Below are 24,570 nucleotides of genomic sequence, written 5' to 3' on the forward strand. Positions count from 1 at the left end.
TACTAATGGCTCGATAGGCTTGATTTGATCCAGTAATAGCAAGATTGTTACGGACAAACTCAAAAGCATACACAAAACACAATGTCTTGACTTGGAACAAGGCCCAACCGGAGAAAGACGGTTGGGCAATACCTGTCCTCATGACGCCGAGCGGCGTCAGGACAAACAAACGTCCTCAAGTCGCCGATAGGCGATAGGACACCTAATATGTCTCGAGGTTTTTTCCCGGTTTGGTGGTCATAGCACAAGCGAAACACCCGGTCCCATCCCGAACCCGGCCGTTAAGCGCTGTCGCGCCAATGGTACTGCGTCTTAAGACGTGGGAGAGTAGGTCGCTGCCAAACCTGGTAAAAACCTCAAGACATCAAACTGTATCTCTCGACCACGATAAAACGCCCCACATCAAAACAATGCTGGGGCATACTATAGGCCCAACGCGATCAATATCGCCCAAAGCCAAAACAATCGCCCAATTCCACACACGGAAAACAGGCAAAATACTGTCGCGGGATGGAGCAGCCCGGTAGCTCGTCAGGCTCATAACCTGAAGGTCGTAGGTTCAAATCCTACTCCCGCAACCACCGTTTCCGACCCAGCCCGTGCAAAAAGCGCGGGCTTTGTCGTTTCTGCATCCCCCAAAGACAAAATCCCCGCCAATTCTCCCGCAAGTTCAATGCGATGCCCGTTCAGCGCGTCAGAGGCAGGCACCATCCGGATCTCGGAAATCAACCCGCGCAGAGCTTCCGTCGCCTCCATCTTGAGACCGGGGTCTTGCAATGCCGATGACAGGTTGCGAATCTTGCTCCGGTAGAGGTCCGACAAGCTCGGATGCAGTCGCAGGGCAGGGGGCTCGGGGCTTTGCTCCAGAGAGCGTTGCAACGTGGCTTTCTCCGCCTCCAGCTCGGCCATCCGGTCCTTCATGCGCGGCTGATACATCCCGTCCTCGATGGCTGCCAGAATGCCCCTGATCTTCTTGTCGATCTGGCCGAGGTCGCGGCGGGCCTTTTCCCTGGCGGCATCCGCGCCGGCGGCTTCCGCATTGAAGGCGCGCCGGTAGTCCTCGACGAAGGTTGCAATCAACTCAGGGTGCAACAGGCTGTCGCGCAGGCCTGTCAAAACGCGGTCCTCGACCACTTCGCGCTCGATCGTGGCGCGGTTGGTGCAAATCGCCTCGCCCTTGTTGCGGGCCCCGGCGCAGCCGTAGCGGGTCTTGTTGATCAAAGTATAGCTCGCCCCGCAGCAACCGCAGACCAACAGACCAGAAAACAGATAATTGGGCCGCCGCGCATTCTCGGGCCGGGTATTCCCGCCCTTGACGCCGGCCGGGTTCATATCCTCGCGGATGGCGGCCTGCCGCGCCTTGACCCGCTGCCACAGCGCATCGTCGACGATCTGCAAATGGGGGACCGCCTCATTGACCAGCCCCTCTACGTCGTTCAGCCGTGATTGCCGCCTTTGTGTCTCGGGGTTCTTAGCATAGTTGAGCCGGTCCCAGATCAGCCGCCCGATATAAAGCTCGTTGTTCAATATCCCTGTCCCGCGCTTCCAGTTCCCTGAAATCGTCGATGGTCCCCAGGTGCCAGACCCCTTATTACTTCTGGGGCTGGGAATGCCCTCTTCGTTCAGCCGGACCGCAATGGCACGGGCCGAATGCCCGGCATCATACTCGCGAAAAATCCGTGCGACGATTGCCGCCTCCTCTGGAATGATATCGCGCTCGCCGGTGACCGGCGTGCCATCGGCGTTGAACGCGCGGGTCACGCTATAGCCATAGCTGATCCCGCCCGCAGATTTGCCTTTGCGGGCGCGACCCTCCAGCCCCCGGTGGGTCTTTTGGGCGAGGTCTTTGATGAACAGCGCCGACATCGTGCCCTTCAGGCCGATATGGATCTCGCTGATCTCCCCCTCCGCGACCGTCACAACCGGAATGCCAAGATACTTCATCTGTTTGTAGAAGGCGGCGATGTGCTCCTGATCCCGGCTGATCCGGTCGAGGCCTTCGGAAACCACGACATCAACTTTGCCGTTGCGTGCATCCTCGAGCAGGCGCTGATAGCCGGGCCGCATCAGCGAGGCACCGGAAATGCCTGCATCAGAATAGGCCAGCGCCAGCATCCAACCCCGATCGGTGATCAGCCGCTGGCAAACGCGCTGCTGATCCTCGATCGAGGCATTGGACTGCAGGTCGGTGGAATACCGGGCATAGGTGGCCGCGCGGAGGGTCTTTGGGGGCATCAGTTTAGTCCTCCGCTTTGGCGCGTTGATCTGCGATATCCGCTAGTGCTGCCTGCCGTGCCAACAAGCGCACGAGCTGAACAAGGCAAGCATGCGGGGCACTTTGGGGCGTGGCAATAGGGTCGTTCGGAGGGGGCGTGGCGGACGATGATCTGGCACCCGGTGGCAATGCCATTGCTGGCAGCCCCGCCTTTTGCGCATATCTCTTCCGGTCCCGTGCCATTGGCCGAGTGCTCCTGCCCGTCCTGAATCTGGCTCAGGCGGGCTGTATTGATGTTGATCTGACCGGGTGTTGGGCCGGCGGTATGATGATCAATATAGAGCATGGCGGGCCTCAGGGATTGGCGGAAAGGGCATCAGATTGGGGTCGAATTTCCGAATAGTGTGGATAACCAATGGGTTGGAAAAACTATTGCAAATACTTCGCGATGAAAGCACAGCGATAAAATAACCAAAAAAATGAGAACATTGAAAAACTGAAAAACCAACATCTTCCTTCCGTTGAAAAAATCAAAAAAAGAATCACCTCATCTCCGTCCCTTCGAAAAAACCAAAAAACGCTGCCCTGGGAAAAACAAAAAGGCAAAAACCTCCAAGGAAACGGACCGGAACTGCGCTGAGGTGGGAACGTTTTGCGTCACAAAGACATTCGACATCATGTTCGCCCCTTTCCGCACAGCCTATTCCAAGCTGGCGAAAATCACTCTCCGAAATACCGGCCATCTTTGATTCAGGAAGTTCGTCCTCCCCTCGAAAATCCATGACCGCCGCGAATTGGGTTCGACGCCCAGAACGTGGCCAAAGCTGAGGGGAGGGGATCAAGCAGCACATGGTATCATGCCCCGTCCTTCATGCGCTCCAGATCGAGAATTCCACGCCGCAGCTGTTCCGCCTCATCGCCCGGGTCCACTTGCCCTGGATAGCCAAGCGAGACATTGCGGATCCGGGTTCGCCCTTGGGTTAATCCGGCGGCATGGTGCGTATGTCCGAAGAGCCAGGCATCGGGCTGGTATCGTTTAATCAGGCCGCGCAGGTCCGAGCCGTAGACCCCATCGAGATCACCGTGCGTCTCACCGATCAGATCGGGGTGGGGGCAATGATGGGTCACAACGACCGTCTGCCCCTCGAAAGGAGTGGACAGCTGGGTCTCGATCCAGGCCCGATGATCGGCGTGCAGGAACGCCGTATCGCTCGGGCGAATACGCCCATGTCCGGTCGCCGCCATGCGGATGTAGCGATAGTCGTTCATCGCGTCCCGCGCGCGGATCATCGCGAGGTCCGGATCACCCGCCACCGCGAAATCCGTCCAGAGCGTGCAGCATAGAAAGCGGGTGCGTCCGATCACCACCGCGCATTTTTGCACGAAGCGCGCCCCGGCCTCAGTGCAGATGCGGCTCAGCCGGTCGTCACCGTCGAGCACGTGATCATAATAATCGTGGTTGCCGGGAAAGACATGGATGCGGTCTGGCGCGATGTAGCGCCCGATATGTGCCAGAAGCTTGGGCCAGCGCACTTTTGGTTTGTTCGACAAATCGCCCGCGATGATCAAGGCCTCCAGACCGGCCCAAACCTCGGGGTCCAGCGCGGCTAGAGGATCACGTCCAGTTGCCAGCCACATATCGAGATGCAGATCCGCGATGATGAGGATTTTGGTCATGGCCGACCTCCTTGATCGGTGTCGCTGTGGATGGTGTCGGGGCTGGCATCATCGCGTGCCGCATATCTAGCGATGGCAGCCTTGAGCTTGTCGCCCTCCTTAATCAGCTCCTGTTGGGCCGCGTTGCAGGCTCTGGCAATCTGCGCAAGCGCAGTGGGATCGCCCGTGAATTGGGTCCAGCCCAGATAGGCGGCTGAGAGCCAGCCGGTGGCTGTCACGCCGATCACCGGATAAAGCCGATCCTTTATGATGACCTCTGGGAATGCACCGGGCGGGCGGATGCGGATCACGCTGACCGTGAGGCCGGGGCAGGTGATCGGTGGCGGATCATAAGCCAGGCGCGTTAGCGCGTCGAAATAGCTATCGTCATATTTGGCGGTCATTACGAGCATCCTCATTAGTTGGAAAGAAGATCAAGGTGGGCGGAGGTGATCAGACTCTGTATCTTGGTATTCCTTTGGGTGATGGGCGGGGATCTATTGGAGGAATGGGATCAACGGGACTCTGAGTGCATTATGTCAGCCTGCTCCGGGTCTTGACGGTTGCCCTCGGGCATTGCCGAGGCTGTCACTTCGCAGATATCACGCAGATGTGCCGCGATCTGGTCGCTGTTCAGGCTGCGCTCCTGCCACAAGGCGCGCGCCAAGCCCTCCAGCGTGGCGCGGTGCTGCGCCAGGATCACGCCCGCGCGCTTCTCGGCGCGCTCGATGCGTTGGCGCACCCGGCCGCGCAGATGCGCGTTTTGCAGCATCAATGCCTCTGGCGCGTCATGCCAGATCGGGCCTTCGGAGCCGAGGCCGTAAACCGTCTCGATCCCCAGAGCGCACTCGGTGGCCTTGGCCAGATCAGAGGTTGCGGGACCGCCCGCGCCCGCCGAAACCGATCCCAAAACGAGACGCTCGGCTGCGCGCCCGGCGAGGCTATAGGCAATCTCGGCCTCGAGATCCGTGAGCAAGCTTTCCGACCGGACGGGGCTGCGCAGGATCTCGCCGCCCGTTGGCGTGATCTTCAGGCTGGTGATCCGACCGAGGCCAAGGGCGGCACCCACAATGGCGTGACCCGCCTCATGCACGGCGACGCGCCAGATCCGGGCGGGGGTGTCGTTGGCCATGTCGATGTCGAGCTGCGCGTAGAGCATCGCAACGCTCAGTCCCGTTCCCGCATGTCGCGCATCCGAGCGTGCGCCGCGGATGGCCGCGTCGATCTCCGCCGGGCTGCAGCCGACGGATGCACGGGCGAGAGCGGTGAGATCCTCATCGGCGATCTCGTCACGCAGATGGCGGCGCAGAAGGGCGAGCAGGCCCGCAGCATCCGGAAGCGGCACCTTGATCTTGAGATCGAAACGACCGGCGCGCAGGACCGCCGGATCGATGCGGTCGATAAAATTGCATGCGCCCACCACGATCACGCCCTCGTGAAGCGCTATGGCGTTCATCTCACCCAAGAACGCATTGATCACTTGGGTGCGATAGTTGGAATTGTGGGGGTCGCGGCTGGCTCTTGATCCGACGGCATCGATCTCGTCGATGAAGAGAATGCAGGGCGCGCGGCTCCGCGCCTCGGCAAAGGTCTTGCGCATCTCGCGCAGCATATCGCCCAAGTGGCCCGCCGCCTGCCATTCCGCGAAGCTGCCGGTGACGCAAGCAAGGCCCGCGCCGGCGCTCATTGCGCGCGCCAGCCACGTCTTGCCGGTTCCGGGTGGGCCGTAAAACAGGATCGACCGAGAGAGCTCCGACCATGCGACCTGACCGGCTTTCCAAAGCAGAAGATCGGCAACCAGACGCCGCGCCGTCAAAAGGGCAGGGCTGTCGCCGGTCATCTCTTCGAGACGGGGCACATCCTTCTTGTCGGTCTGCGTCATCGCGGCCAGCCGTGCGCTCACGTCTGGCAAGGTGGGGCCGCGCAGGGCGGTGCAGATATGGGCGGTGCTGAGTTTGGCCAGCCGCGCGTCATCCGGCAGGGCCTGCCTGAAGGCCGCTTCATCCGTCAGCGCGACGCCAAGATCGCCCGCCCGCAGCTGTGCCATCAGTATCTCGCGCGACACGGGCGGCAGTCGCAAGAGCGGCAGACCGGCTTGCCGGATATGCTCGGGCAGCGGCGCGCCCAGTGGGCAGAGGATCAGGACCGGCGAAATGAGATCCATCGCCTCCTCTATAAGAACCGCAAATCGTTGGCCCTGCGACGCGCTGACCGCGCCCTCTGAGACGGGCGGTGCAACCACCGTCCACGCCGGATTGGGCACGCAGAATTTGAGCACATCTGTGACAAGTTCCAGATCGCCGATGGCGAAATCCGTGAGGATGGTTACCGCGCGCGCATCCTGCGCGGCTCGCAGAGCGTCCTCAGACCCGAACGCCACCGCCAGCCGCAAGGCGGTCAGCACCTGCCGCGCCGGGACCGGAGCCCAAGGCGCATTGATCGGCTGCTCCAGCTCAGGTTGGCCGTCATTGAAGCGCTGGAAGATCTCACCGAGCGCATCATCCGTGTCACCTTCCTGGTTGTCCGATTGGGCATCGGAGACAAGGTGGCCCCGGCCTGCGTGATGCAGCCGTAGGCGGTCGATCAGGACATGTGCGAACGGCAGCCAGAGGGGCTCTTTGGATGAAGTGATCATATTTGGCTGGGTCATGGCGCAGCTCCCTATTTTATATGCGGCGGCAAAGCCCTTCTGTCTCCGGGCGCGTAACCCGGAGCCAGATGGCTTGTTGGAAAGAGAGGCCCGCTTCAGGCGGCGGTTGCGCTGGCCTCAAGCACGTCGAGCAGGCCGAGGATCACGGGCGTCAGAGACCCGTCATAGATCTCGGTCTTGACCCGGATCTGCCCCCGCCACGCTGCAGGATCGAGGGCTGCAGCGGGATGTGCCTGTTTCAATTCCTTGTGCATGGCCTTCTCGGCGCAAAGCGCGGCATGGCCGGTGGCCATCGGCACGACCCGCAGGATCTGGCAGGGCATCTCGTTGTCGCGCCGCAGCTGATAGGTCAGGCGGCTATCGGGGTCGCGCGAGAAACCGAGCTTCACGACCTCACGGCCAGACGCGAGCGTGAAAGCCATGGCGTAGACATAGCTGGCCGCACCGGGCCAGTCCTTGCCGCAACCGCCGCAGGAAAACCGCCCGCTTTGCATGTTCGCGCGCGCGATCCGCTGGTCGTGGCCACAGGCTGTGTGCGTGTAAATCCGGTAGTTCGGATTGCCCGAAGGATCCGCCGAGGTCAGGTGCCAGCCACGCAGCTCGGCTTCCTTTTGTTCTATCGTCGCGTGACATGTCTCGCACCGAAATCCGGTCACACCTGCGCCGATTCGCCTGACCAGTTCGAATTGGCGGCGCACCTCATGGCCACAGGGCGACAGATAAAACGCATAGTGGCGATGCGAAGGGTCACGCCGCAAAAATGTGAGGCCAGAGGCGACCGCGTTCTTGCGCCAGTCTGCCAGAAGGCACGACTGGCAGAGCGGCTGCGCCGACATCAACGTGAAGAGCCGCACCTTCTGTGTAGCCCCGCAAAGGCGGCAGCGGAGTGCCAGATGCAGGCGGTCGATGATGCGCCCGACGATGTCGAAGCCTTTGGCCTCTGCTGCTGCCACCCATTTGGGCAGAATGGCACCGGGGAAAACGGGATGCGGGATAGCGTCGATGATCAGCGTGGTTGGAGAAATGATTTGCGTGTTCATGAGAACGTCCTTCATTGGGGAAGACACGCGCCGACACATCCCGATCCAGAGGCCGGGTGCGTCTTTGCTGATGGATGCGGTGGGGCTGCCTAGAAAAAGGCGGGCGACAGATCGTCGGCGGGCGCCGATGCGTCGGGCGCGATGGCGCAGTCTGGGCTGTAATCGAAGAGCGGCAAGCGCATCATGGCGTCGATCAGATGCCGTGCCTGAATCAACATCGCGTTGCGGGAATGTGCCGTGGGGCCGAAGCCCGGCACTTGGAACTGCCGGAAAAACACCAGCTTCATCTGCCGATGCAAATACTGCGGGCGTTCCGGGGCACCGTCCTTCAGCATGGCGTCCGCAAGCAATGCCATCCGGCGCAACGGCTGATCCTCGGGACGCTCGACGCGCAACCCGTGGACGTGCCGAAGCAGCTTGTCCAGCCGCGCCCGCGCGACCTGCGCATCACGGTGCCAGGCCACATAGGCCGGGTCGTAGCTGTGACAGATGTCATCAAGATCCCGCTCCGCCTCGATGAAATCCGCGAGGGTCGGCAAAAGCGCTGCGAAGGCGATGGAATACGCTGTGTCATGCGACGGCTCCAAGAAGTCTGCGTTTGTCGCGGCGGTCAAAGGAGTGAGAATGGTCATGCCAGGCCTCCTTCGCTCAGACGGGTGGCATGAGCCCGTGTTGCGATCCGCCCGAAAGTCGACAGGAAACCGACTTCGATGCCTGACCGATGGCGGCGCATCGTCATCATGTCGAAGACGGCCCATTGCAGCACCTGCGGAGTGTTTGCGGCGACCATGTAATCCAATGCGGCCGCCGCATAGCGGGCACCGGTGGCACAATCAGCGCCGTAGTCGCCGGTCGGGGCAACCTGCCAGAAACAGCGCGGCGCAGCCCCTGACGCGCGTTCCACTGTCGTCACGTCACGCACGAAGGGGAGGGAAAGGATCGGGTGAGCGAGATGTTTGGCACCCGGCATGACAGGGGTGTCATCGGCCAAGGCTGCCGCGAACGCCGGCATCGGGCCGGTGACCGCAGCGGTGGAAAAGCCAAGTCCCGCGAGCATTGTGCGGCGTGTCAGGTCTTTCTGCCTGTTGGGCAGCGTGATAGGAACGGCATTAGCCATGTGCGATCTCCTCAATAGATCGGGCTTCGGTTAGGGCGGGTTGGGTGCGTCAACACCTTGCTCGCCCGACCTATTTATGGCACACATAAAGAATGACGTCAATAAGTGTCCCACAAAAAAAGGTTGGCCGCCCAGCGACTGGAAAAACGCCGCGTATTGGGGTCCGTGTTCCTGATGATATACGCGATGCATTAGAGGCGTATGCGATCGACAATTCATCTGGTGAGCCCAATATCTCTGAAGCAATCAGAGATCTGTTGGCAGATGCGCTTCGCGAAAAGGGTTATCTGTCGAAGTGAGCGTGGACACACCAGACGCGGAATGAATATTCCGGTTTGCAAGAGCGATGTTGCGTCAGAGGCTGAACAGCCCACGGTTCATGAAAATCGCCACCGTATTCACTTTGGTGTGCAGGTTCCGCCTTTTGCATGCGCTGGCTAGGAGCTTTTACGGTATCTTCAGTGAGGCACATTATGCACGGACTCGACACAAGCGGCCTAACCGGCTAGTGCCCAATAAGGATTACCAGGTCAAATTTCGCCTCTCGAGGTGTTTGATGCTTTCAGGGCCCTTTGCTTCTGCGGAACACGAACTCCGGTAGAATGGTCTCCCACTCACTGCGCTTTATGTAGGTCTGAAAAGCTTCCTCGTTATCCGACTTGCGCCAGCGGACGACGGCCCCGACCTTGCCAGAGAAGAGGTGTGTGCCGTTAGGCGGTGCCCAGTTTGCCGCCATGCGGCCGAGGACGCGACAATTCGTGTCGAGGAACATCCATTTGCCCTCGCGCCGCTCTAGGGTCACGACATCATCGATCGTGGCCTCGGAAATGGCGGCAAGCGTTTGGCTCGTCTCGGCGAGGCGTCCCGCATAAGAGAGATCGACTGAACTCATGTCTGGCAATTGATATTGGTCGGGCTCGGGCAGGTCGGAAGGGCGAGGCATCTCGACTTTGCGTAAAAGCTCGCTGTTGCTGTCAGCAAGGACGAACGCATGCGCCCCACGTGTCACCACAGCAAGGCTCCGGCGAGCGCGCGTCATTGCGACGTAGAAAAGGCGTCGGGGTGCCTCGCCGTCCTCGCCTTGCGAGATCGCTTGCCAGCCACCGTTGAGGATCACCACATGATCGAATTCCAGGCCCTTGGAGCGGTGAGCCGTGAGCAGCAGAAGCCCGCGCTGCGTTCCTCTGACATCCTGCGCCCATTCGGCAAGCCATTCCAGCGCGTCGGGAACCGGGATCGTCTTGGTGCCAAGTTCGCGGGCCAGGTCCGCGATGCCTTCGGCAATCAGATCAACCCAGCGCGTTTGCTGCTGCTGATTCAGGATGTCGAGGATGTCCTGAATAGTAAGCATCGCCGCGGGCCGACGCCGCAGGCCAGCCACCAAGCTTTGCATCTCGCGGAGGCGCCAGACACTTGGTAGTTTCTCATTGGCCATCTCCACCGGAAGACCTAGTTTTTCGGCGTAAGCCCGCACTGGCCCAAGCCGTCGCCAGTCACGCGAAATGATGGCCGTGCGCGACCAAGAAAAATCCGGGTCCAAACGGGAGAGGCGGACGAGTTCGTCCACAGCTGCTACCCCTTGAGCAACATCATCTCCCGGCACATCAAGGAATTGCGCACGTCCTCGTCCCACCGGGTCGTAGGTCGCCATCACTCCACCACCCGGATGGAGACTGCGCAGTTTGTCAACTGTGATCGGGTGGCCGGCCTTCATGCGCCCCTCAGCAGGCTCAATTACCTGATTTGCGGCATCGATGATAAAGCGGGTCGAGCGGTAATTCTCGGTGAGGAACTTCGGCTTGGCGCGGTAATCCTCTTCGAAGCGACGAATGAACGAGACTGACGCTCCAGTGAAGGCATAAATATTCTGATCGTCGTCCCCAACGGCAAAGAGGCTGAGACGTTGGTCAGGATCATCGAGCGAGCGCCCGGCCACTGCGGCAATCAGAGCATATTCTTCAGGACCGATGTCCTGATATTCGTCGACGAGAATCCACCTGTAGCCTTCGATCAGAGCTTCGCGCTGCGCCTCGGCCTCGGCGCGGCTTAGCCCTTCACCTGTGATCATACGCACGGCTTCACGCAGAATGCCGTCAAAGTCGCGGGTCTCGCTGGACCCGCCGGCAAAGCTTGCCCCTACCAGTCGCATGGCGAGCGCGTGACAAGTTGAAATGGTGACCCGAGCGGCATCCTCGCCTACAAGATGGCGCAGGCGCGCACGGACCTCGGCCGCGGCATGGCGGTTGTATGTTAGAACGAGGATACGCTTCGGGTCCTCGCGCCGGACACGCAGAAGATACGCGATCCGGTGGACCAGCACTCTTGTTTTACCTGATCCGGGACCAGCCAGCACAAGGACGTTGGTTTCCTCTCGATCATCGGCCACGATGTCTTGCTGAGCGGGGTTCCCGAGGTCTTCGACGATCTGCTTCCAGGCACGCCCCGTGGTTTGACGGCGTATCTCGACACTGCGGCCCGGCATCCAGCGGCGCAGGAAGCGATCCTGGTCCAGCGTAAAATAGTCCTTTGTGAGACTTTGTGCCTGATCGATCCGCTCCAGCCCCTTTTCGGCGTAGGCGGCCATGACATGGGTTTGCAGCGTCTGTTCGCGGTAGTGCTCTTGCAGCGGCAGGAAATCCTTGGCTGAGAAAGACGCTCGATCAGGATTCAGATGAATTGTCATTGCCGAGCGGAAGACGGTCAGCCCCTTGCCGAGCGTCAGCACCTGCTGTTCATGAAGCCAAAGGAGTGTGCGCTCCATCAGCTTGGTCATGTCTTTTACGCCCGAAGTCTTGATGATCGCATCACCGTTCAGCTGGGCCAGAAGGTCCCCAAGTGTCGTCTCGACTTGGATATCCTTGCCCTTGGTCCCTGTTGGCACCTTGGCAATAAAAAATTCGAGAAGTTTCTCGGCGGCTGTCCAGCGCAAGGACGCTGTCTGGTCCAGTGTCCGCCACGAGCGCTGCAGGACGATCTCGAGAGTTTTGGAAGAGAGCTTTCTCAGTCGAATGTTGCCTTGTCTGCCATCCTCGTCGCGCCCGTCCCTCTCGATACTGCGCAAAAGGCGTTCGAGAATATGAGGGCCTGCACCGGAATGGCCCATCTCTCTCATTCTCTGGCTGGCAACTGTGAGATCAAGCTGGCCACCGCCACCCGTGTCGGATTCGGGGGCCATCTCTCGCATAGTGCCAATGAGCGCGCCCTCCAGAGACCGCGCCCCCGCGAACCGTTGGCGGGAACCGTTCTCAATCGCGACATGTATTTGGACTGTGATGGCAATATCATTCTTGGCGAGGCCCAGAGTCTCAAGATCTGCCATAGCCTTTGCAAGCTCGCGATGAGTGAGGCCTGCGAGCCCAGTCAATTCGTCGGTCGAGATTCCTTGATCGGCGGGCGTGTTCATCATGTAGCGCACGATGTCCAGAAGCTGCTTGCGCCGTGCGTTGGTGATCTGCGTCTGTTCGAGCCGCGCAGCGGCCTCTTCCAGCGTGCGCACCATCAGCGAAGAAGGAAAAACCTGCACGCGGTTCTCTTCGCGCGAGACGAGGGTCGCCTCTTCCAGCCAAGAAACTGCCGTCTTGACCCGCGTGTCATCTGTGGCGCTGTCGCGGAGAAATTCGCGGTCTTTCTCTTCGCGCACAATTTCTCCGGTGGTCGCGACCACCCTGCCACCATTCCTGCCCTGCTCGTCGATCCGACGCAGCGCCTTGAGGATCGCCCCAATCTCGTGACGCTCGAGGCGTGAACGGGCGGTGAGGGTGAACTGCCGCTCGACGTCATCAGTGTGATACAATAGCACGCAATCGGCAGGCATCCTGTCGCGTCCTGCCCGGCCCGCCTCTTGCAGGTAATTCTCCAGCGACCCCGGTATATCGGCATGGACAACCACTCGGATATCGGGCTTGTCTATCCCCATACCAAAAGCATTTGTGGCCGCAATCACCCGCAAGTCGCCCACGCGGAAGGCTTCCTGCACAAACCGTTTATCATCGACCGTCAGCCCTGCGTGAAAATGGGCTGCGGCCAAGCCCTGGCCCTTTAGGAACGCCGCAACCCGTTCGGTCTCTTTCCGTGTGGCGCAATAGACGACTGCGCCGGAGCGGCCCTCTGGAAGGTGATCCTGTATAGCCGTAAGGATATCTCCGAGTTTACTCTCTTTTCGCGTCGCCAGCACCGAAAACGACAAGTTTGTCCGCGACGAGCCACCGTTGAAGAGGCCCAGTTCGATTCCGAGTTTCTGTTGAAAATGGTCGATTATGTCGCGCACAACCTCGGGCTTGGCCGTGGCTGTCAGGCAGAGGACCGGGGCCGACGGCGCGTCCCCCGAGAACTCGCGGATAAATCGGCTGATGTAGCGATAATCGGGCCGGAAATCGTGCCCCCACTTCGAGACGCAATGCGCCTCGTCCAGCACCCAGAGCCCCACCTCACGCTGCTGCAGGACCGAACGCACCGAGACCGAGCGCAATTGCTCGGGCGATATCAACAGGATTGCCGCCTGACCAAGTCTGACGCGGTCCAGCGCGTCTTGCCGCTCGGGCATCGATAGCATGCCGTTGATTGTCACCGCCGAGGAAATTCCTGTGCGCTCCATGCCTTGGACCTGATCGGCCATCAGGGCAACAAGAGGCGAGATAACCACCGTGAGCGCGCCAGTCTTATCGTAAAGGCTTAATGCGGGGACTTGGTAGCAGACAGATTTTCCTGTGCCAGTGGGCAAGATGCCAAGGACATGGGAATGTGCCATCGACTTTGCAACAATGACTTCTTGCAGTGGGCGTCCTGCGGCATCGGTGGGTTTAGGACGGTAAGCGGGGAACCCGAACCACTTCCGCAACGCTCCTTTGGGGTCGTTCATCGTGGCGCACCAGGTGCAAGAGGGCTTGCCACAGTTCGTGTCACGCAACTGTCGAACGATCAGCGCTGCCTGCGGAAACGAGGCCCTGACCCAAGGAGGCATGACTGATTCCCCGCCTGAGACAGAGATCCATGCCAAAGCATATGCCATCGGCCAAGCCATCCGGGGATCCTTGAGCGCATCCAGCGCAGCACCAACCTGTGCGCCGCAAGCCCGAGCCTCCAATAGCTTACGGATCGCGTCAAAAGCTGTGTCCGGGTCCGGCGCGTTCGCATTGCGGATGTATTGAAAGACCGCATCGAAGCCATCAGAGCGATCTGTTCGCGTGACAAGGTGGTGCCACGCGAGCAGTAGATCGGGCGATTGCCCTTTTAAAGCCTCGATCTGGTTACTCAAAACCTCGAATACCAGACGGGCATCAAGCTCGGGGTCGTTTACATGTCCCGTATGCAAGCGCCCGTCTTTGTAATGCTTGACCAAGTGATGGTAGGGGTTGCGCGGAAACGCCAAGGGGTTCAGCCAAAGCGTGTCTATGGGCGCCATCATTTTGTCGCGAAGCCTGGGTCGCGACGCCACTAAGTGCTCAATGTCATGACGCAGAATGTTGTGGCCGATGATGTAGCTGGTCGTCTTCAGGGCCGCTTCCAGCCCGTCGAGCGATTGCTGGAGCCTGCCTGCACCTGCCACGATCGCGGGGCCTGAGCCGTGGCGAACAGCGGCCAATTCGAAGATCTCTGCTTTCTTGGGATCAACCTCCAGATCAACTGACAGGCACCGCTCCAGAAAGGGCGGCTGCTCGACGGCCTTTAGACCCAAGAAGCTACGAAAAGGCATATAATCCAGTCACATAATCCGCAGATTGTTCCAGTGTTAAGGCACCTCTTAACGCCCGGCAATACAATTGCCTCCTCCGGAGCTTGCGATGCAACAGCCACCGGACCTTTGAACAGTGTCTGCGTCGTCGATGACGCGCGTAGAATAACAACTGCTCCGGCCAAAGGCGCAGATGAGCTCCGCCGCGGACCTCGCTACATTATTGCTGAAAGCACTCAGCGATCGTGACCAGATGCCCCAATGCGATTAGTTTATTTGCCGAGGATAAACTCAGCCTCCCGCCTTTTAATCCGGATTCTGCGCCCTGCGACTTTCTCAAAAACTATCCGCCAGAGAGCATCACCCTGTGCTGATGGCCCTTCAGCCTAGCACCCAACCCGCTCGTCTGGTTTGCAGTTCTTCTGCAGCAACCCTACGTCACCTTAGCCGATGTCATACCTATAGCCTTCGCCTGATCTACTTCTGGTCCTCACCCGTCGTTCTTTGAAGAAGTGTCGCAGGCTCGACGTCCAGTGCGTCTGCAAGCCGCGCCACAACATCTATTGTGGGGTTATAAACGTTCCGCTCCAGAGCGCTGATGTAGGTTCGGTCGAGCTCGGCGCGATGCGCAAGCTCTTCCTGTGACAGCCCCTTGTCACGGCGGACTGCCCGCAGGTTTCGCGCGAATATCTCTCGAATGTTCATCCGACAGAACTTTGCGGGTTGTAGAGTATACAGCCACGGAGTATACTCTACAAAATGGTAAGTTGCCTTAGGGGTGTTGCCGGGGCCGTAGCCCTATGCGCAGCCTGTCATGAGGATGACGTGCTGAGTGAGGGTCGTGGTGAAATGGTAAAAATCGTTAATCTTGTGCTGATCGTTGCTGGTTTGGCCGTCCCCTTGGGGGCGGCCGCCCATGCGCGCCCGGTGAAATGCCTGCTTGAGGTGAATGGGACGAGTTATATCGACGGAGCCTGTGATTTTCGCCCGCTGAGCGATGGAACCGGCAGTTTTCAGATTACCGGCCCGAAGGGCACCTACTTCGCATATCTTCTTGTGGACGGTGTAGATCGCGCCACAGCGCATTGGAACGAGGAGCCCGGCGCGTCGCATGCGCATACACCGCTTGGCGCCCTGACCCGGGATGGGCCCTGCTGGATCAATGAGACGACAAAGCTGTGCGCCATGTCGGAGCCGTAGCCTCAATATCCGCACCGATCCGCAGATCGCAACCCTAACCACCACCTGAGACCAACCGGCCGATGGCCCTGAATTCCGCGCCTTCGCGCGCACGAACCTGTTTTTCTACGAGGTATTGCATGAACACCAAAGCGCGTTTCGATCAAGGATATGATGTGCAGCATGACGGTGACCGGCAGATTGTCACCTGGCAGGGCGATGGCCTGTCTTGGGTGGCCTATGTGATCCTGCCCCTAGGCCTGCTTGGCCTGTTGCCGCTGTCCTTGACGGCGTTCTGGTTCGTCCCTGTTATCTTGATCGGCGGGCTGTCTTTCCTTGTCTATCTGTCGTTTCAGTCGCAGAGCCTCACTTTGACACCGACCGTCATCATCAAGGGCGGTCAGGAATATGACTTGGCGAAAATCTCCGAGTTTCTGATCGACAATCCGATGGACAAGGAGGTCTCGGTTGTCGCCCCGCCGGGGATGATTATCGGCGGAACCGGTATTGCTGGTGCGTCACTGGCCGCGACCGGTCTGATGGCGAATGCTGCCAGTTCCGCCGTTCTTGCCGGGAGTATGGCGATCTCGCGCGCAGCCGCGAAACGTCGGTTCCGGGTTCGGATGCGCTATGGCGCACGGGTGGTTACGCTGGCGCGCAACCTCAAACAGGACCGCGCCATTGCGTTGTTCGATCTGCTGACACGCACGTAGCCATCAGCGCGGTTGTGGCAAGGATGCTGCCTTCCAAGTCCTTGTCGCCACCCCGCCCGATTACTCGATTGAATTCCCCCTATTGAAAGGACCACGCCCATGACCGCAGTAATTTCCCCATCCAAGATGGGATGCAAATCGCGTCTCTTTCCGCTGGCCCTCCTGTCGGCAATGGTTGCGACGCCAGCATTGGCGTTTGACCTCACGCCCACCATTGATCCGCAAGAGGTGAGCGTCGACCACCCGTATCAGATCATCGGTCTTGCACCCGGAGCCAGCTATGCCGAGATCGCCGCGGCAGCCAGTGAGCGGGGCATTCCGCTCTATGAACAGCGTGGCGTCATGACCATCAACCATCCGGATGCCAAGATTGGTCTGGATGTGGCCTATGGCTTTCAGACGACCGGTTATGACAACCCCTATGTTTACCAGAACGAGACCGAATACGAATTCATGCAGGGCTTCTTGTCTACGGATGCCACGGGCAATGTTGCCGTGTCTGTGTCGCGCAGTCTGGGGATCCCCTTGCCGAAGGCGCCCAGTCTGGAAGCGGTGCGCAAGCAGGTGATCGACCAGTTTGGGGAGCCAACGCTGGTTGACAAGGATTTGGGCTTTAATCGGGCCATCTGGATTCACGATGTCGACGGGGCGAAAATCGCGCCGGGCACTATAGATGCAATGCCCGAGAATTGTGGCGGGCATGCACAATTTACACTCGTGGACCCCGCGACTGTCGAAACTGGATGCTCGGTCACTTATGAAGTCGCGTTCAAGCAAATGCAGTCCCATACCCTGATCCGGTTCACCATTGTCGACTACCTCCTGCGCGACACCGACCGTGTCGAGGCCGCGCGGCAGATCAATGCGGAGATCGCGGGGATTGGCGATGATGAGGCGTCGGATCTCGACCTCTGATGGGGGTGGCTGGAGCGACGACCGCGACAGATCTCTGATGGTGTGACATCTGTCTGCCGGAGGGCGTCCAAATCGGGCTGAACACCGATCGGATACGGCGAGGTTTTCCATCGCGTTTGGCTCGCTTGCCTAGCATTCCCTAGCTGCACTATGCGTTGGAAATATGTGGGGGCGCGGCATTCATTGTCCGCGCCCCAAATATTTCAGTAGTATGAAGGCCCCAGCTGCCATTGATTAACTTTCGCCCGGCTCTGTCGTCGGCGTTTCGTCACCCATCCGGCGCAACAAGGCCGTGTTATCCTCGAATTCATCATCGTCGGTGATATCGCGAAACACGAGCGTCGTTTTCGGCGTCTCGACGGCATCCACTTTTTGTTCGGTCGGTGCGATGTCCATCACGGGTGCCGGACTGGCCGCAATGACTTCGGGAACCGGTTTGATCGGTTTCGGTTTCGCGGCCTCGATGTCTGCCATCGCCTGACGCCAGTATGTGCCGATAGTTGCCGCACTGATGAGGATACTGCGTGCTTTAAATGCGGCTTCAATTCCTTTGAAGCTCACCTTTCTCGCCCGTGCATCCGTGATTTCGGGCAGCAGGAGAATGACCGCCTGCCGTTTCGTAATGGCTTCTGTCGACTCCGTGCCGATCTTTGCGATGTCCTTTCTCAGCTGTGCAATCAGGTTGGGGGTGATGATGATTTCTGCGGTCGCGGACTTAGTTGCTTTGATGGATGCAGGGTTGGAGACGTTGGTATCTTGGGAGGAGGTGTTGATGTTCATGGCGTTTCCTTTTGATGCGCCACCTCCAAATACGAATGTCTGATTGAAAAGCGATAGCCTGGTTCTGACTGTCCACAGGATTCGACAACCGAAGCCGCCGGAGTGATAGATCGACGGCAGGAACGAGATCAAAAGTCATCTGAGCCGATCGTCTTTGTTCAAACCAAATCCGAAATGCACGATCGAATGTGTCGCGGAAATTTGTGGCTTCAGTCGTTGGAGTATCTTTTGCGGCCTTAGTCTAATTTGCCGCCTCCCTGTTCCGGCAAGAGCGGATGCGTTGAAATCCCTCTGAAACCCTCATTTTCGGATGCTTAACCCTATATTGTCGGAGGCCAAAACGGTGCCACTATGTTTTACGGATCATTCTGGATGCCTGCTAAACGGATTTTTTCCGATATAGGTGGCGGCACATTTCAGATACGTTTCGCATATTGAAAGGTGAGCGATCTATGAGGAAGCGTCTGGCCGATTTCGGAGGACGCCGTATCGCCGCATGGCTGCCTGAAGCGGATACCGCACAGGGACCGAACGCCATACAGGTCATGGACTTGCGCGGGCCGCGACCGCCATCAACTTCGAAACGGGATAACGTTATCGCCAGACGAAATCGGATCAAGAACGAGTGCTGCATCCCAAAGTGGCGTCTTGTGATAGACACGCTCGTCCAACCCGAAACCACCTTCGTATCGCAAAAGGCCTACCCAACAAAGCGGACGCAAGACAGCGAGCGACAGTCCACTTGCCGGGCCGCCCCAACCGGGGGCGACTTCGCCGTAAAGGATCCTCGCATAATTGGGGGCCGTAATGCCGTCGCCGATCTCGTGGTTGAGGATGTTCAGGAAGAGATCCCAACTGCCCATGGGCGCTTCGGATCGCATGCCGTCAGCATGATCAAACCGGAACAGAAAGGCAGGAACAACTTCCATGAATGCCTTGTCTGCAGACATGGCCAGCGATTTCCCAGTTTTGCTAAGCCGGTAGGTCGCTTTGTGTTTCCGGCCCCATTTCAGACCATCCATCAGCGCATGCAGATATTCAAGCGGGGCCACGTCGTATTCGTTCAGCACCTTGTTGACGGAATACAGCTTCTCTTCTGTCCAGCCAGGAAACGCGATCTGTGCAACCGCCCACTCGATGAACCGACGGTTCCATGCGCCCGATTTGGTAAGGCCAATCTCGCTACGCTCAGCCATATAGTCCGCCGCAGCCATGAAGGCCCGCGTCATGGGCGAATGCGGCAGGATCAGATCATTGGGCGGAGTCTGGAAGGTGATCATGAGAGGGCCACCTCGATGACACGTGAGTGGTAGTGGCGCGCAGTTTAGCATTGCTGTCAGGGCGTCTGACAAGCCCTGCTTGGACGCCGTCTTGTGCCTTGGACGTCATTGGGATGCTCTTCGTGCGTGCCGATCTTGCATGTCGCTCTCCCTTTCATAATTCAGATGAACCCGGGGCAGAGCCCGTTTCTTACGGGGGTGATATACAGCAATGTTGTCCGCAAAGATCACCGATCACAGCATGCTGATCAACGTATCCACAGTGACCGCCGTCCCAACCCCGATACACGCCAGTTCCAGATGTGACCGCATCTGCGCGGGGGACATGGCCTCGCCTTGTTGAACTGCAGATGTAGCTCAGCCTCACACAGCAGATACGGCCGGTATCAATCCCATGCCGTTGATCTCGACGACACTCTTGCCGCCACCTTGTTTGCGCACGGCAATGCGGGTCGGGATACGGTCTTTCATCGCATCGACATGGCTGATCACGCCGACCTGCCGTCCTTGAGATTGCAAGCTCTCCAACGCGTCGATCGCCAGATCTAGGCTGCTTGCATCAAGCGAGCCAAAGCCTTCATCAATGAACAGCGTTGCAACCAGTCCACCTTTGCCGCCCATGCGTGACAGTGCCAACGCGAGGGCGAGCGACACGAGGAACCTTTCACCACCTGAAAGGCTACGCGTGGCGCGAGATTCCCCACCCATGTCCCGGTCCTCGACCTGAAGCGCCAAATCGGTGGCGCGGCGCAACCGGTAGCGTGGGTTCAGATCAATCAGGTGCTGGTTGGCATGATCGACCAAGACGTCCAAGGTGATGGACTGGGCGATCCTCGCGAAACGATCGCCGTTGCGTGACCCTATTGCGTGGTTCACGGCCTGCCAGACATCAAGCTCGGCGCGGGCTGTGGCGATTTCTGCTTCCAGCCCGGCAAGACTTGCACGGGTTGCCGTATCGCGGCGGAACTCTTCATTGATCGCGCCCACCCGTTGTTCGCGGGTGGCAGAAGCAGCTTCCAGCACATTCTGGGTTTCTGTCAGCGCGTCGACCGGCTCCTCTGGAAGTCCTTCTGCCTGTGCTGACGCATGGTCGACTTTGCGCGACGCCAATGTTGCACGTGCTGCGGTGACGTCATCGTCCAACGCGCGGAGCTTTTGACGGGTGGCCGCGACCTCGGCGACCGAGTGCGCGAACAGGGCGTCAAGATCGGTCAGTTCGAGTTCAGAGTCGGCGAGTGCCGCAGTGAGGATCGTTCTGGCAGTCTCGAGTGCCTTTTCCGCGTCGGCCTTCTCTGTTGCGGCCGCTTCGGCTCGGGCTTGGGCGGCAGCGGCAATGCTGGCGGATTCTGCCTGCGCCTTGCGGGCAGTGTCTTGAGTGGCAAGTGCAACCTTGCGCGCCTCGTTGTGCCGGGTGCGGTGAATGGCTGTGGCTTCTCCATCAAGCAACGGTGCGCGTTCTCTCTGTATACTTTCCAGCGCGTCTTGTCGGGTTGCCACGTCGGCCTGTGCCTGACGGACTTGCGCCTCTGCGCTTTCAACCCGGCTTTCCGCTGTGGCGATCTGCGGCGCGAGCGCCACAAGATTGTTCGAAGCTGCCTCGCGCGTGCGCCGCAAGCCAACGACATTGAATACCCGCTCGGAAAGTCGTTCTGTCAGTTCGGTGTCATTGAGAGCCTCAGCCGTCTCATTCAGTTTTTCCAACGTGGGAGCAAGCGCAGCGGCGTGGCGCGAAGCACGGCCTTGTGCAGACTCGGCCTCACGCAACGCCAGCGCTAGTTGGCTGCGGGCAGTAGAACTCTCCGTATTCAAGGTGTCTCGCGCCTCAGCATGACTGGATATCACGGACTGGATCACTTCGCGGCGCGCGCCAAGATCTCCAAATTCTTTGCGTAGCCTGGTCAGTTCCGCCTGAGCGGTAATTTCGCCCTGCTGCGCGCTGGCAATGTCTGTCGCAATCGTGGCAAGACGCGTTGGATCTTCGCCAGGATGGGTGGGGAGGTCGGGGCAATGGCGACTGGCCTGCGCCTTTTCAAGCGCGCTTTTCCACTCGGCTAGCGTCGTTGCGATTTGGGCTTCGGCCTTTGATAGATTGAGTGCCGCCTGATCGGCTTGCCCTTGCGCCCGGTCCTGAGTGCGATGCGCCGCGGCTTGACGGGTGCGGGCCGTCTCCGACGCTTGCCGTGCCGCGCCCAGATCGGCACGCAATCTTGCGGCAAGATCTGCGATTGCTGCATCGGCATGGGTTGGGTGGTCGCATGATCCGCAAACCGGACAAGGCACGCCCGGTTCCAACCTCAGGCGCATATCGCGTGCGGCTTCGGAGGCGGCCAGATCGGCTTGTTCTGTGGGGGCAGTCAGAGCGTTCACTTGTGCCTCTGCAAGAGTAAGCGCCGCGGCTGCCGCCACGCCTTCCGCCGCGGCGTCAATGACAGATTGCGCCGCCACCTGTTCGGCCGTTTTGGCTTCAGATCGGTCGGCCTTGGCGGTCGTATGATCCCTTTCAGCCCGCATCATGTCCGTAAGGCTCGAGGCGAGTGCAGCCAGCTCGCCACTGCGTCCCGTCGGATGGGCCAACTCTAGTTCATCGATCTGGACCGTTAGCGCTTTGCCGAGTCGGGTCAGTTCGGCCTCGGCCTCGCGATCAGTCGCGGCGCGCGCACTCAACTCGGCAATGGCTTGTTCCAGCCGTGCAACATCGGCACTATGTTTATTGGCGGCGGCTTGGGCCTGAGCAAGGGCTTGCCGTGCGTCGGCATGGTCTGCGATCCGCTGCGTGACCTGCGGCCAGTCGTCGGCGAGCGCGGTGTCCGCGTTCAGACTGGCGAGCTTTTCTTCGGCCACGTTCATGGCTTTACGATTGGTGACCTCGTCTTTTTGCAAGGACGCCAACGAAGTTCGCGCAGCAGCCTCGTCCTTTTCGAGTTTTTGGACCTGAGCGCGTGCGTTTTCCAGCTCGACCGTTGCAGAAGTGATTTGACTATCGAGAGTGGCAGCCCGATCCCAAATCGGGCCAAAAGCTTTGAACTCAGTCTCTTTTGTCGAAAGGTCGGCTTCGGCCTGTGCGGCGAGCTGGTGGTTCTCTGTTGCTTTTTCTGAAGCGTCAGCTGCTGCCGTGCTCGTTGTGTCAACGGCCTTCAGTGCGGAATTCAAACGTTCAGCGGCTCCTTGCACCGATTGCCAGGGCCCGCGTAAGGGGCCAGCCCTGTCGATACGAGAGAGCCACTCCCGTTTGTCTGCCGCTTTCGCCTGTTCAGCTAACGCTTGCCTCTCCAGCGCTTCGGCCAGAACCAGCTGGCGCGTCGCTTCGGCATGGCGTGCATGGCGCTCAAGGGCAGCTTTCACGGCCTTTGCACGTATGCCATCTTCGCGGTTGGCCTCGTTCAACGCCAACAATTCGGTTTCCATCGCGCTGCGATCTTCGACCGACAAGAGCTGATATCCGGCCCGGCGCTGCGTCAGCACCTCATGCGCATGCCGCGTCGCCTCGGTTCTCTCAAAGACCTGGGCGGAGACGGCACGGTATAAACCAGTGCCCGTGACTTTCTCGAGAAGTCCGGCGCGATCATTGGTATCGGCGCGCAGGAATGCGTCAAAGTCACCCTGCGCCAACAGAACGGTGCGGCGAAATTCCTCATAGGAAAAGCCGGTCAGGGCCTCAATCTGCTCGGTCACAGCGGTGGTCTGGTTCGCCAGAATTTGCGCGTCAGATGCCCGTGCAAGCGAACGCGATACATTCTGGAGCCGTCCGTTAGCCTTGTCCCGGGCACGACGAGCTTGCCATCGGGCGATATAGTCCTGCCCGTCGCGTGCGGTGAACCGCACCTCGGCCCAGCCCTGTGTTGCCCCCCGTCGCAGGATAGCGCGGGAATCCTTGGCCTTGATCGACTCGCCCGACGGGTCTGGCACTTCATCCGCCGCGGCCCCGCCAGCCAATCGTGGGGCATCACCGTATAGGGCAAGGCACATCGCATCGAGGATCGAGGATTTACCAGCCCCGGTTTCACCCGTGATCGCGAATAGGCCTGCACCCGCCAAGGGTGGGGCGGTGAAGTCAATTGTGAAAGGTTGGGCAAGGCTGGCGATATTCTGGCCCGAGATGGATAGGATGCGCATGGATCAGGTCTCCGACAGGGCGTCGCGGAATGCGGCGAGATGGGCGATGTCCGGTTCAAGGCCATGAGCTTGCCGGAAGGCGGTCGTGAACAGATCCTCTGGCAGGGTTTCGGCAAGGCTTGGGGGCGCTCCTGCGGGTTGACCCGCAATCTCGGGTCGGGTGATTGCAAGACCCGCAAGCCTGACTGGCAGGGTTTCAATCAGCGCTTCCACCTCTGCGGCGAGTTGTGGTGCAGGGCGATCGGCCAGCAGCGAGAGATAGAGAAAGGGCTGCATATCGCGCTCTGTCTCTGGCGAAAGTTCCAAGGTAGCGAGTTCAGCGACCACTTCAGCCAGCGGTGCCATGCCGCGTTTGGGCAGGCGATACATTGGAACGGGGCGGGGGATTTTGATATGGCGTGGCGCGACCCCATCGTTCAGATCCAGTAGCGTGACCCCATGGTCATAGGCGATCTCGGCCGCAGACAGTGGGAAGGGCGACCCTGAATAACGCACCCGCCCACCATCAAGCGATTGCGGCCGATGCAGGTGTCCGAGGGCAACATAGCATAAAGCGGGCGGGAAGATGTCGGGCGGAACCGCGTGTTCGCCGCCAATCAGGATGCGCCGCTCTGCCCCTTCGGATTCCAGCCCGCCTGCGCAGGTCAGATGCCCCATGGCGAGAATGGGCAGGCCTCCCGCTCGAGCCTCAGCTGCTTCTGTCATCGACAGATGCAAGGCGCGGGCCGCTGCGGTAACGGCGGGTTCAATCCCGCCCTCAGCACCAAGTTGGAGCCCCGGAAGATCAGCTTGCCGTAGAAACGGAACCGCCAATACAAAGGCGCGAAGTTCACCCGATTTGTCGTGGAGTGGGATCAGGTGACGATCCATATCCACGCCTGCTTCGTTGCGCCGGAGGGTGCCCAGAACATGCACTCCCAACGCATTCAGAACCGCCTCAGGGGCTTCCAAACGCTGCGCCGGATCATGGTTGCCCGCGGTCATGATGATCTGTAACCGTGGATTGGCACGTAAGAACTCTGCGATGGCACCGTAAAGCAGCTTCTGCGCCTCACCCGACGGGTTTATGCCATCAAACACATCGCCTGCGACCAGCAGCACATCCACTTCCTCGGTTATGATCAAGTCGCACAGGCTATCCAAAAAGCGGCGATGCTCATGGTCGCGCGACCAGCCATTGAGGGTCTGGCCGATATGCCAGTCTGCGGTATGAAGGATTCGCATGAGGACTCCGTCGCTGA

At 59.6% G+C, this 24,570-nt stretch carries 16 protein-coding genes, 1 tRNA gene and 1 rRNA gene; 5 read left to right on the forward strand and 13 right to left on the reverse strand.

Features of this window, described 5'->3' with window-relative positions; translation table 11 throughout:
- The first annotated feature begins 229 nt into the window (after nucleotides 1-229).
- A 5S ribosomal RNA gene (gene rrf, locus VR71_RS18565) occupies nucleotides 230-344 on the forward strand.
- A gap of 160 nt (nucleotides 345-504) precedes the next feature.
- Nucleotides 505-581 (forward strand) — tRNA-Met (locus VR71_RS18570).
- On the opposite strand, the gene VR71_RS25220 is transcribed toward VR71_RS18570, so the two are convergent.
- The 9 genes from VR71_RS25220 to VR71_RS18630 all read right to left on the reverse strand — a co-directional run bounded on the left by VR71_RS25220 (nucleotide 538) and on the right by VR71_RS18630 (nucleotide 15,054).
- Nucleotides 538-2,235 carry a recombinase family protein gene (locus tag VR71_RS25220; protein WP_296430628.1) on the reverse strand — a complete coding sequence of 566 codons (1,698 nt, stop codon included), beginning with the start codon at nucleotides 2,233-2,235 and terminating at the stop codon, nucleotides 538-540. The genes VR71_RS18570 and VR71_RS25220 overlap by 44 nt on opposite strands.
- Before the next feature lie 835 nt (nucleotides 2,236-3,070).
- Entirely contained in the window at nucleotides 3,071-3,892 is an 822-nt protein-coding gene (locus VR71_RS18595; RefSeq protein WP_045686115.1) for a metallophosphoesterase, read from the reverse strand.
- Nucleotides 3,889-4,275 (reverse strand): hypothetical protein, encoded by a 387-nt coding sequence (locus VR71_RS18600; protein WP_045686116.1) that lies wholly within the window; start codon nucleotides 4,273-4,275, stop codon nucleotides 3,889-3,891. Before VR71_RS18600 ends, VR71_RS18595 begins: the two co-directional genes overlap by 4 nt.
- A 110-nt stretch (nucleotides 4,276-4,385) precedes the next feature.
- Nucleotides 4,386-6,521, reverse strand: coding sequence for an AAA family ATPase (locus VR71_RS18605; protein ID WP_296430577.1), 2,136 nt, complete (start codon nucleotides 6,519-6,521; stop codon nucleotides 4,386-4,388).
- Nucleotides 6,522-6,616: 95 nt separating this feature from the next.
- A complete protein-coding gene (locus tag VR71_RS18610; RefSeq protein ID WP_045686117.1) occupies nucleotides 6,617-7,561 on the reverse strand; it encodes a hypothetical protein in 945 nt (314 codons plus the stop codon).
- 89 nt (nucleotides 7,562-7,650) lie between these two features.
- The gene (locus VR71_RS25225) at nucleotides 7,651-8,193 is read right to left on the reverse strand and encodes a hypothetical protein (RefSeq protein ID WP_296430579.1); all 543 of its coding nucleotides are present in this window, start codon (nucleotides 8,191-8,193) and stop codon (nucleotides 7,651-7,653) included.
- On the reverse strand, nucleotides 8,190-8,678 hold the full coding sequence (locus VR71_RS18620; RefSeq protein WP_045686118.1) for a hypothetical protein: 489 nt from the start codon (nucleotides 8,676-8,678) through the stop codon (nucleotides 8,190-8,192). Before VR71_RS18620 ends, VR71_RS25225 begins: the two co-directional genes overlap by 4 nt.
- Before the next feature lie 562 nt (nucleotides 8,679-9,240).
- Nucleotides 9,241-14,259, reverse strand: coding sequence for a RecQ family ATP-dependent DNA helicase (locus tag VR71_RS18625; protein ID WP_045686195.1), 5,019 nt, complete (start codon nucleotides 14,257-14,259; stop codon nucleotides 9,241-9,243).
- A 567-nt stretch (nucleotides 14,260-14,826) separates the two neighbouring features.
- On the reverse strand, nucleotides 14,827-15,054 hold the full coding sequence (locus VR71_RS18630; protein WP_045686119.1) for a helix-turn-helix transcriptional regulator: 228 nt from the start codon (nucleotides 15,052-15,054) through the stop codon (nucleotides 14,827-14,829).
- A 144-nt stretch (nucleotides 15,055-15,198) separates the two neighbouring features.
- Here VR71_RS18630 and VR71_RS18635 point away from each other — a divergent pair, with 144 nt between their 5' ends.
- The 3 genes from VR71_RS18635 to VR71_RS18645 all read left to right on the forward strand — a co-directional run bounded on the left by VR71_RS18635 (nucleotide 15,199) and on the right by VR71_RS18645 (nucleotide 17,156).
- Nucleotides 15,199-15,549: a hypothetical protein gene (locus VR71_RS18635; protein WP_296430581.1), complete on the forward strand. Its 351-nt coding sequence runs from the start codon at nucleotides 15,199-15,201 to the stop codon at nucleotides 15,547-15,549.
- A 119-nt stretch (nucleotides 15,550-15,668) separates the two neighbouring features.
- Nucleotides 15,669-16,241 (forward strand): hypothetical protein, encoded by a 573-nt coding sequence (locus VR71_RS18640; protein WP_045686120.1) that lies wholly within the window; start codon nucleotides 15,669-15,671, stop codon nucleotides 16,239-16,241.
- 99 nt (nucleotides 16,242-16,340) lie between these two features.
- Nucleotides 16,341-17,156 (forward strand): hypothetical protein, encoded by an 816-nt coding sequence (locus tag VR71_RS18645; RefSeq protein WP_045686121.1) that lies wholly within the window; start codon nucleotides 16,341-16,343, stop codon nucleotides 17,154-17,156.
- Between the two features lie 234 nt (nucleotides 17,157-17,390).
- Here the strand turns inward: VR71_RS18645 and VR71_RS18650 are convergent, their stop codons facing one another.
- The 4 genes from VR71_RS18650 to VR71_RS18665 all read right to left on the reverse strand — a co-directional run bounded on the left by VR71_RS18650 (nucleotide 17,391) and on the right by VR71_RS18665 (nucleotide 24,553).
- Nucleotides 17,391-17,936 carry a hypothetical protein gene (locus VR71_RS18650; protein WP_045686122.1) on the reverse strand — a complete coding sequence of 182 codons (546 nt, stop codon included), beginning with the start codon at nucleotides 17,934-17,936 and terminating at the stop codon, nucleotides 17,391-17,393.
- A gap of 572 nt (nucleotides 17,937-18,508) precedes the next feature.
- Complete coding sequence (locus VR71_RS18655) at nucleotides 18,509-19,165, reverse strand: hypothetical protein (RefSeq protein ID WP_296430583.1); 657 nt, start codon at nucleotides 19,163-19,165, stop codon at nucleotides 18,509-18,511.
- Between the two features lie 414 nt (nucleotides 19,166-19,579).
- On the reverse strand, nucleotides 19,580-23,329 hold the full coding sequence (locus VR71_RS18660; protein WP_045686124.1) for an AAA family ATPase: 3,750 nt from the start codon (nucleotides 23,327-23,329) through the stop codon (nucleotides 19,580-19,582).
- Nucleotides 23,330-23,332: 3 nt separating this feature from the next.
- A complete protein-coding gene (locus tag VR71_RS18665) occupies nucleotides 23,333-24,553 on the reverse strand; it encodes an exonuclease SbcCD subunit D (protein WP_296430585.1) in 1,221 nt (406 codons plus the stop codon).
- Between the last annotated feature and the right edge of the window lie 17 nt (nucleotides 24,554-24,570).

This window comes from Roseovarius sp. BRH_c41, assembly GCF_000961715.1.
Lineage (GTDB): Bacteria > Pseudomonadota > Alphaproteobacteria > Rhodobacterales > Rhodobacteraceae > Roseovarius.

Bases quoted from the DNA above. Each gene is read 5' to 3' on its own strand.
- VR71_RS25225 (WP_296430579.1), bottom strand. From the start codon at position 8,193: ATGACCATTCTCACTCCTTTGACCGCCGCGACAAACGCAGACTTCTTG.
- VR71_RS18635 (WP_296430581.1), top strand. From the start codon at position 15,199: ATGGTAAAAATCGTTAATCTTGTGCTGATCGTTGCTGGTTTGGCCGTC.
- VR71_RS18640 (WP_045686120.1), top strand. From the start codon at position 15,669: ATGAACACCAAAGCGCGTTTCGATCAAGGATATGATGTGCAGCATGAC.
- VR71_RS18645 (WP_045686121.1), top strand. From the start codon at position 16,341: ATGACCGCAGTAATTTCCCCATCCAAGATGGGATGCAAATCGCGTCTC.
- VR71_RS18600 (WP_045686116.1), bottom strand. From the start codon at position 4,275: ATGACCGCCAAATATGACGATAGCTATTTCGACGCGCTAACGCGCCTG.
- VR71_RS18655 (WP_296430583.1), bottom strand. From the start codon at position 19,165: ATGACGCGGGCCTTCATGGCTGCGGCGGACTATATGGCTGAGCGTAGC.
- VR71_RS18595 (WP_045686115.1), bottom strand. From the start codon at position 3,892: ATGACCAAAATCCTCATCATCGCGGATCTGCATCTCGATATGTGGCTG.
- VR71_RS18620 (WP_045686118.1), bottom strand. From the start codon at position 8,678: ATGGCTAATGCCGTTCCTATCACGCTGCCCAACAGGCAGAAAGACCTG.
- VR71_RS25220 (WP_296430628.1), bottom strand. From the start codon at position 2,235: ATGCCCCCAAAGACCCTCCGCGCGGCCACCTATGCCCGGTATTCCACC.
- VR71_RS18660 (WP_045686124.1), bottom strand. From the start codon at position 23,329: ATGCGCATCCTATCCATCTCGGGCCAGAATATCGCCAGCCTTGCCCAA.
- VR71_RS18605 (WP_296430577.1), bottom strand. From the start codon at position 6,521: ATGACCCAGCCAAATATGATCACTTCATCCAAAGAGCCCCTCTGGCTG.
- VR71_RS18650 (WP_045686122.1), bottom strand. From the start codon at position 17,936: ATGAACATCAACACCTCCTCCCAAGATACCAACGTCTCCAACCCTGCA.
- VR71_RS18610 (WP_045686117.1), bottom strand. From the start codon at position 7,561: ATGAACACGCAAATCATTTCTCCAACCACGCTGATCATCGACGCTATC.
- VR71_RS18665 (WP_296430585.1), bottom strand. From the start codon at position 24,553: ATGCGAATCCTTCATACCGCAGACTGGCATATCGGCCAGACCCTCAAT.
- VR71_RS18630 (WP_045686119.1), bottom strand. From the start codon at position 15,054: ATGAACATTCGAGAGATATTCGCGCGAAACCTGCGGGCAGTCCGCCGT.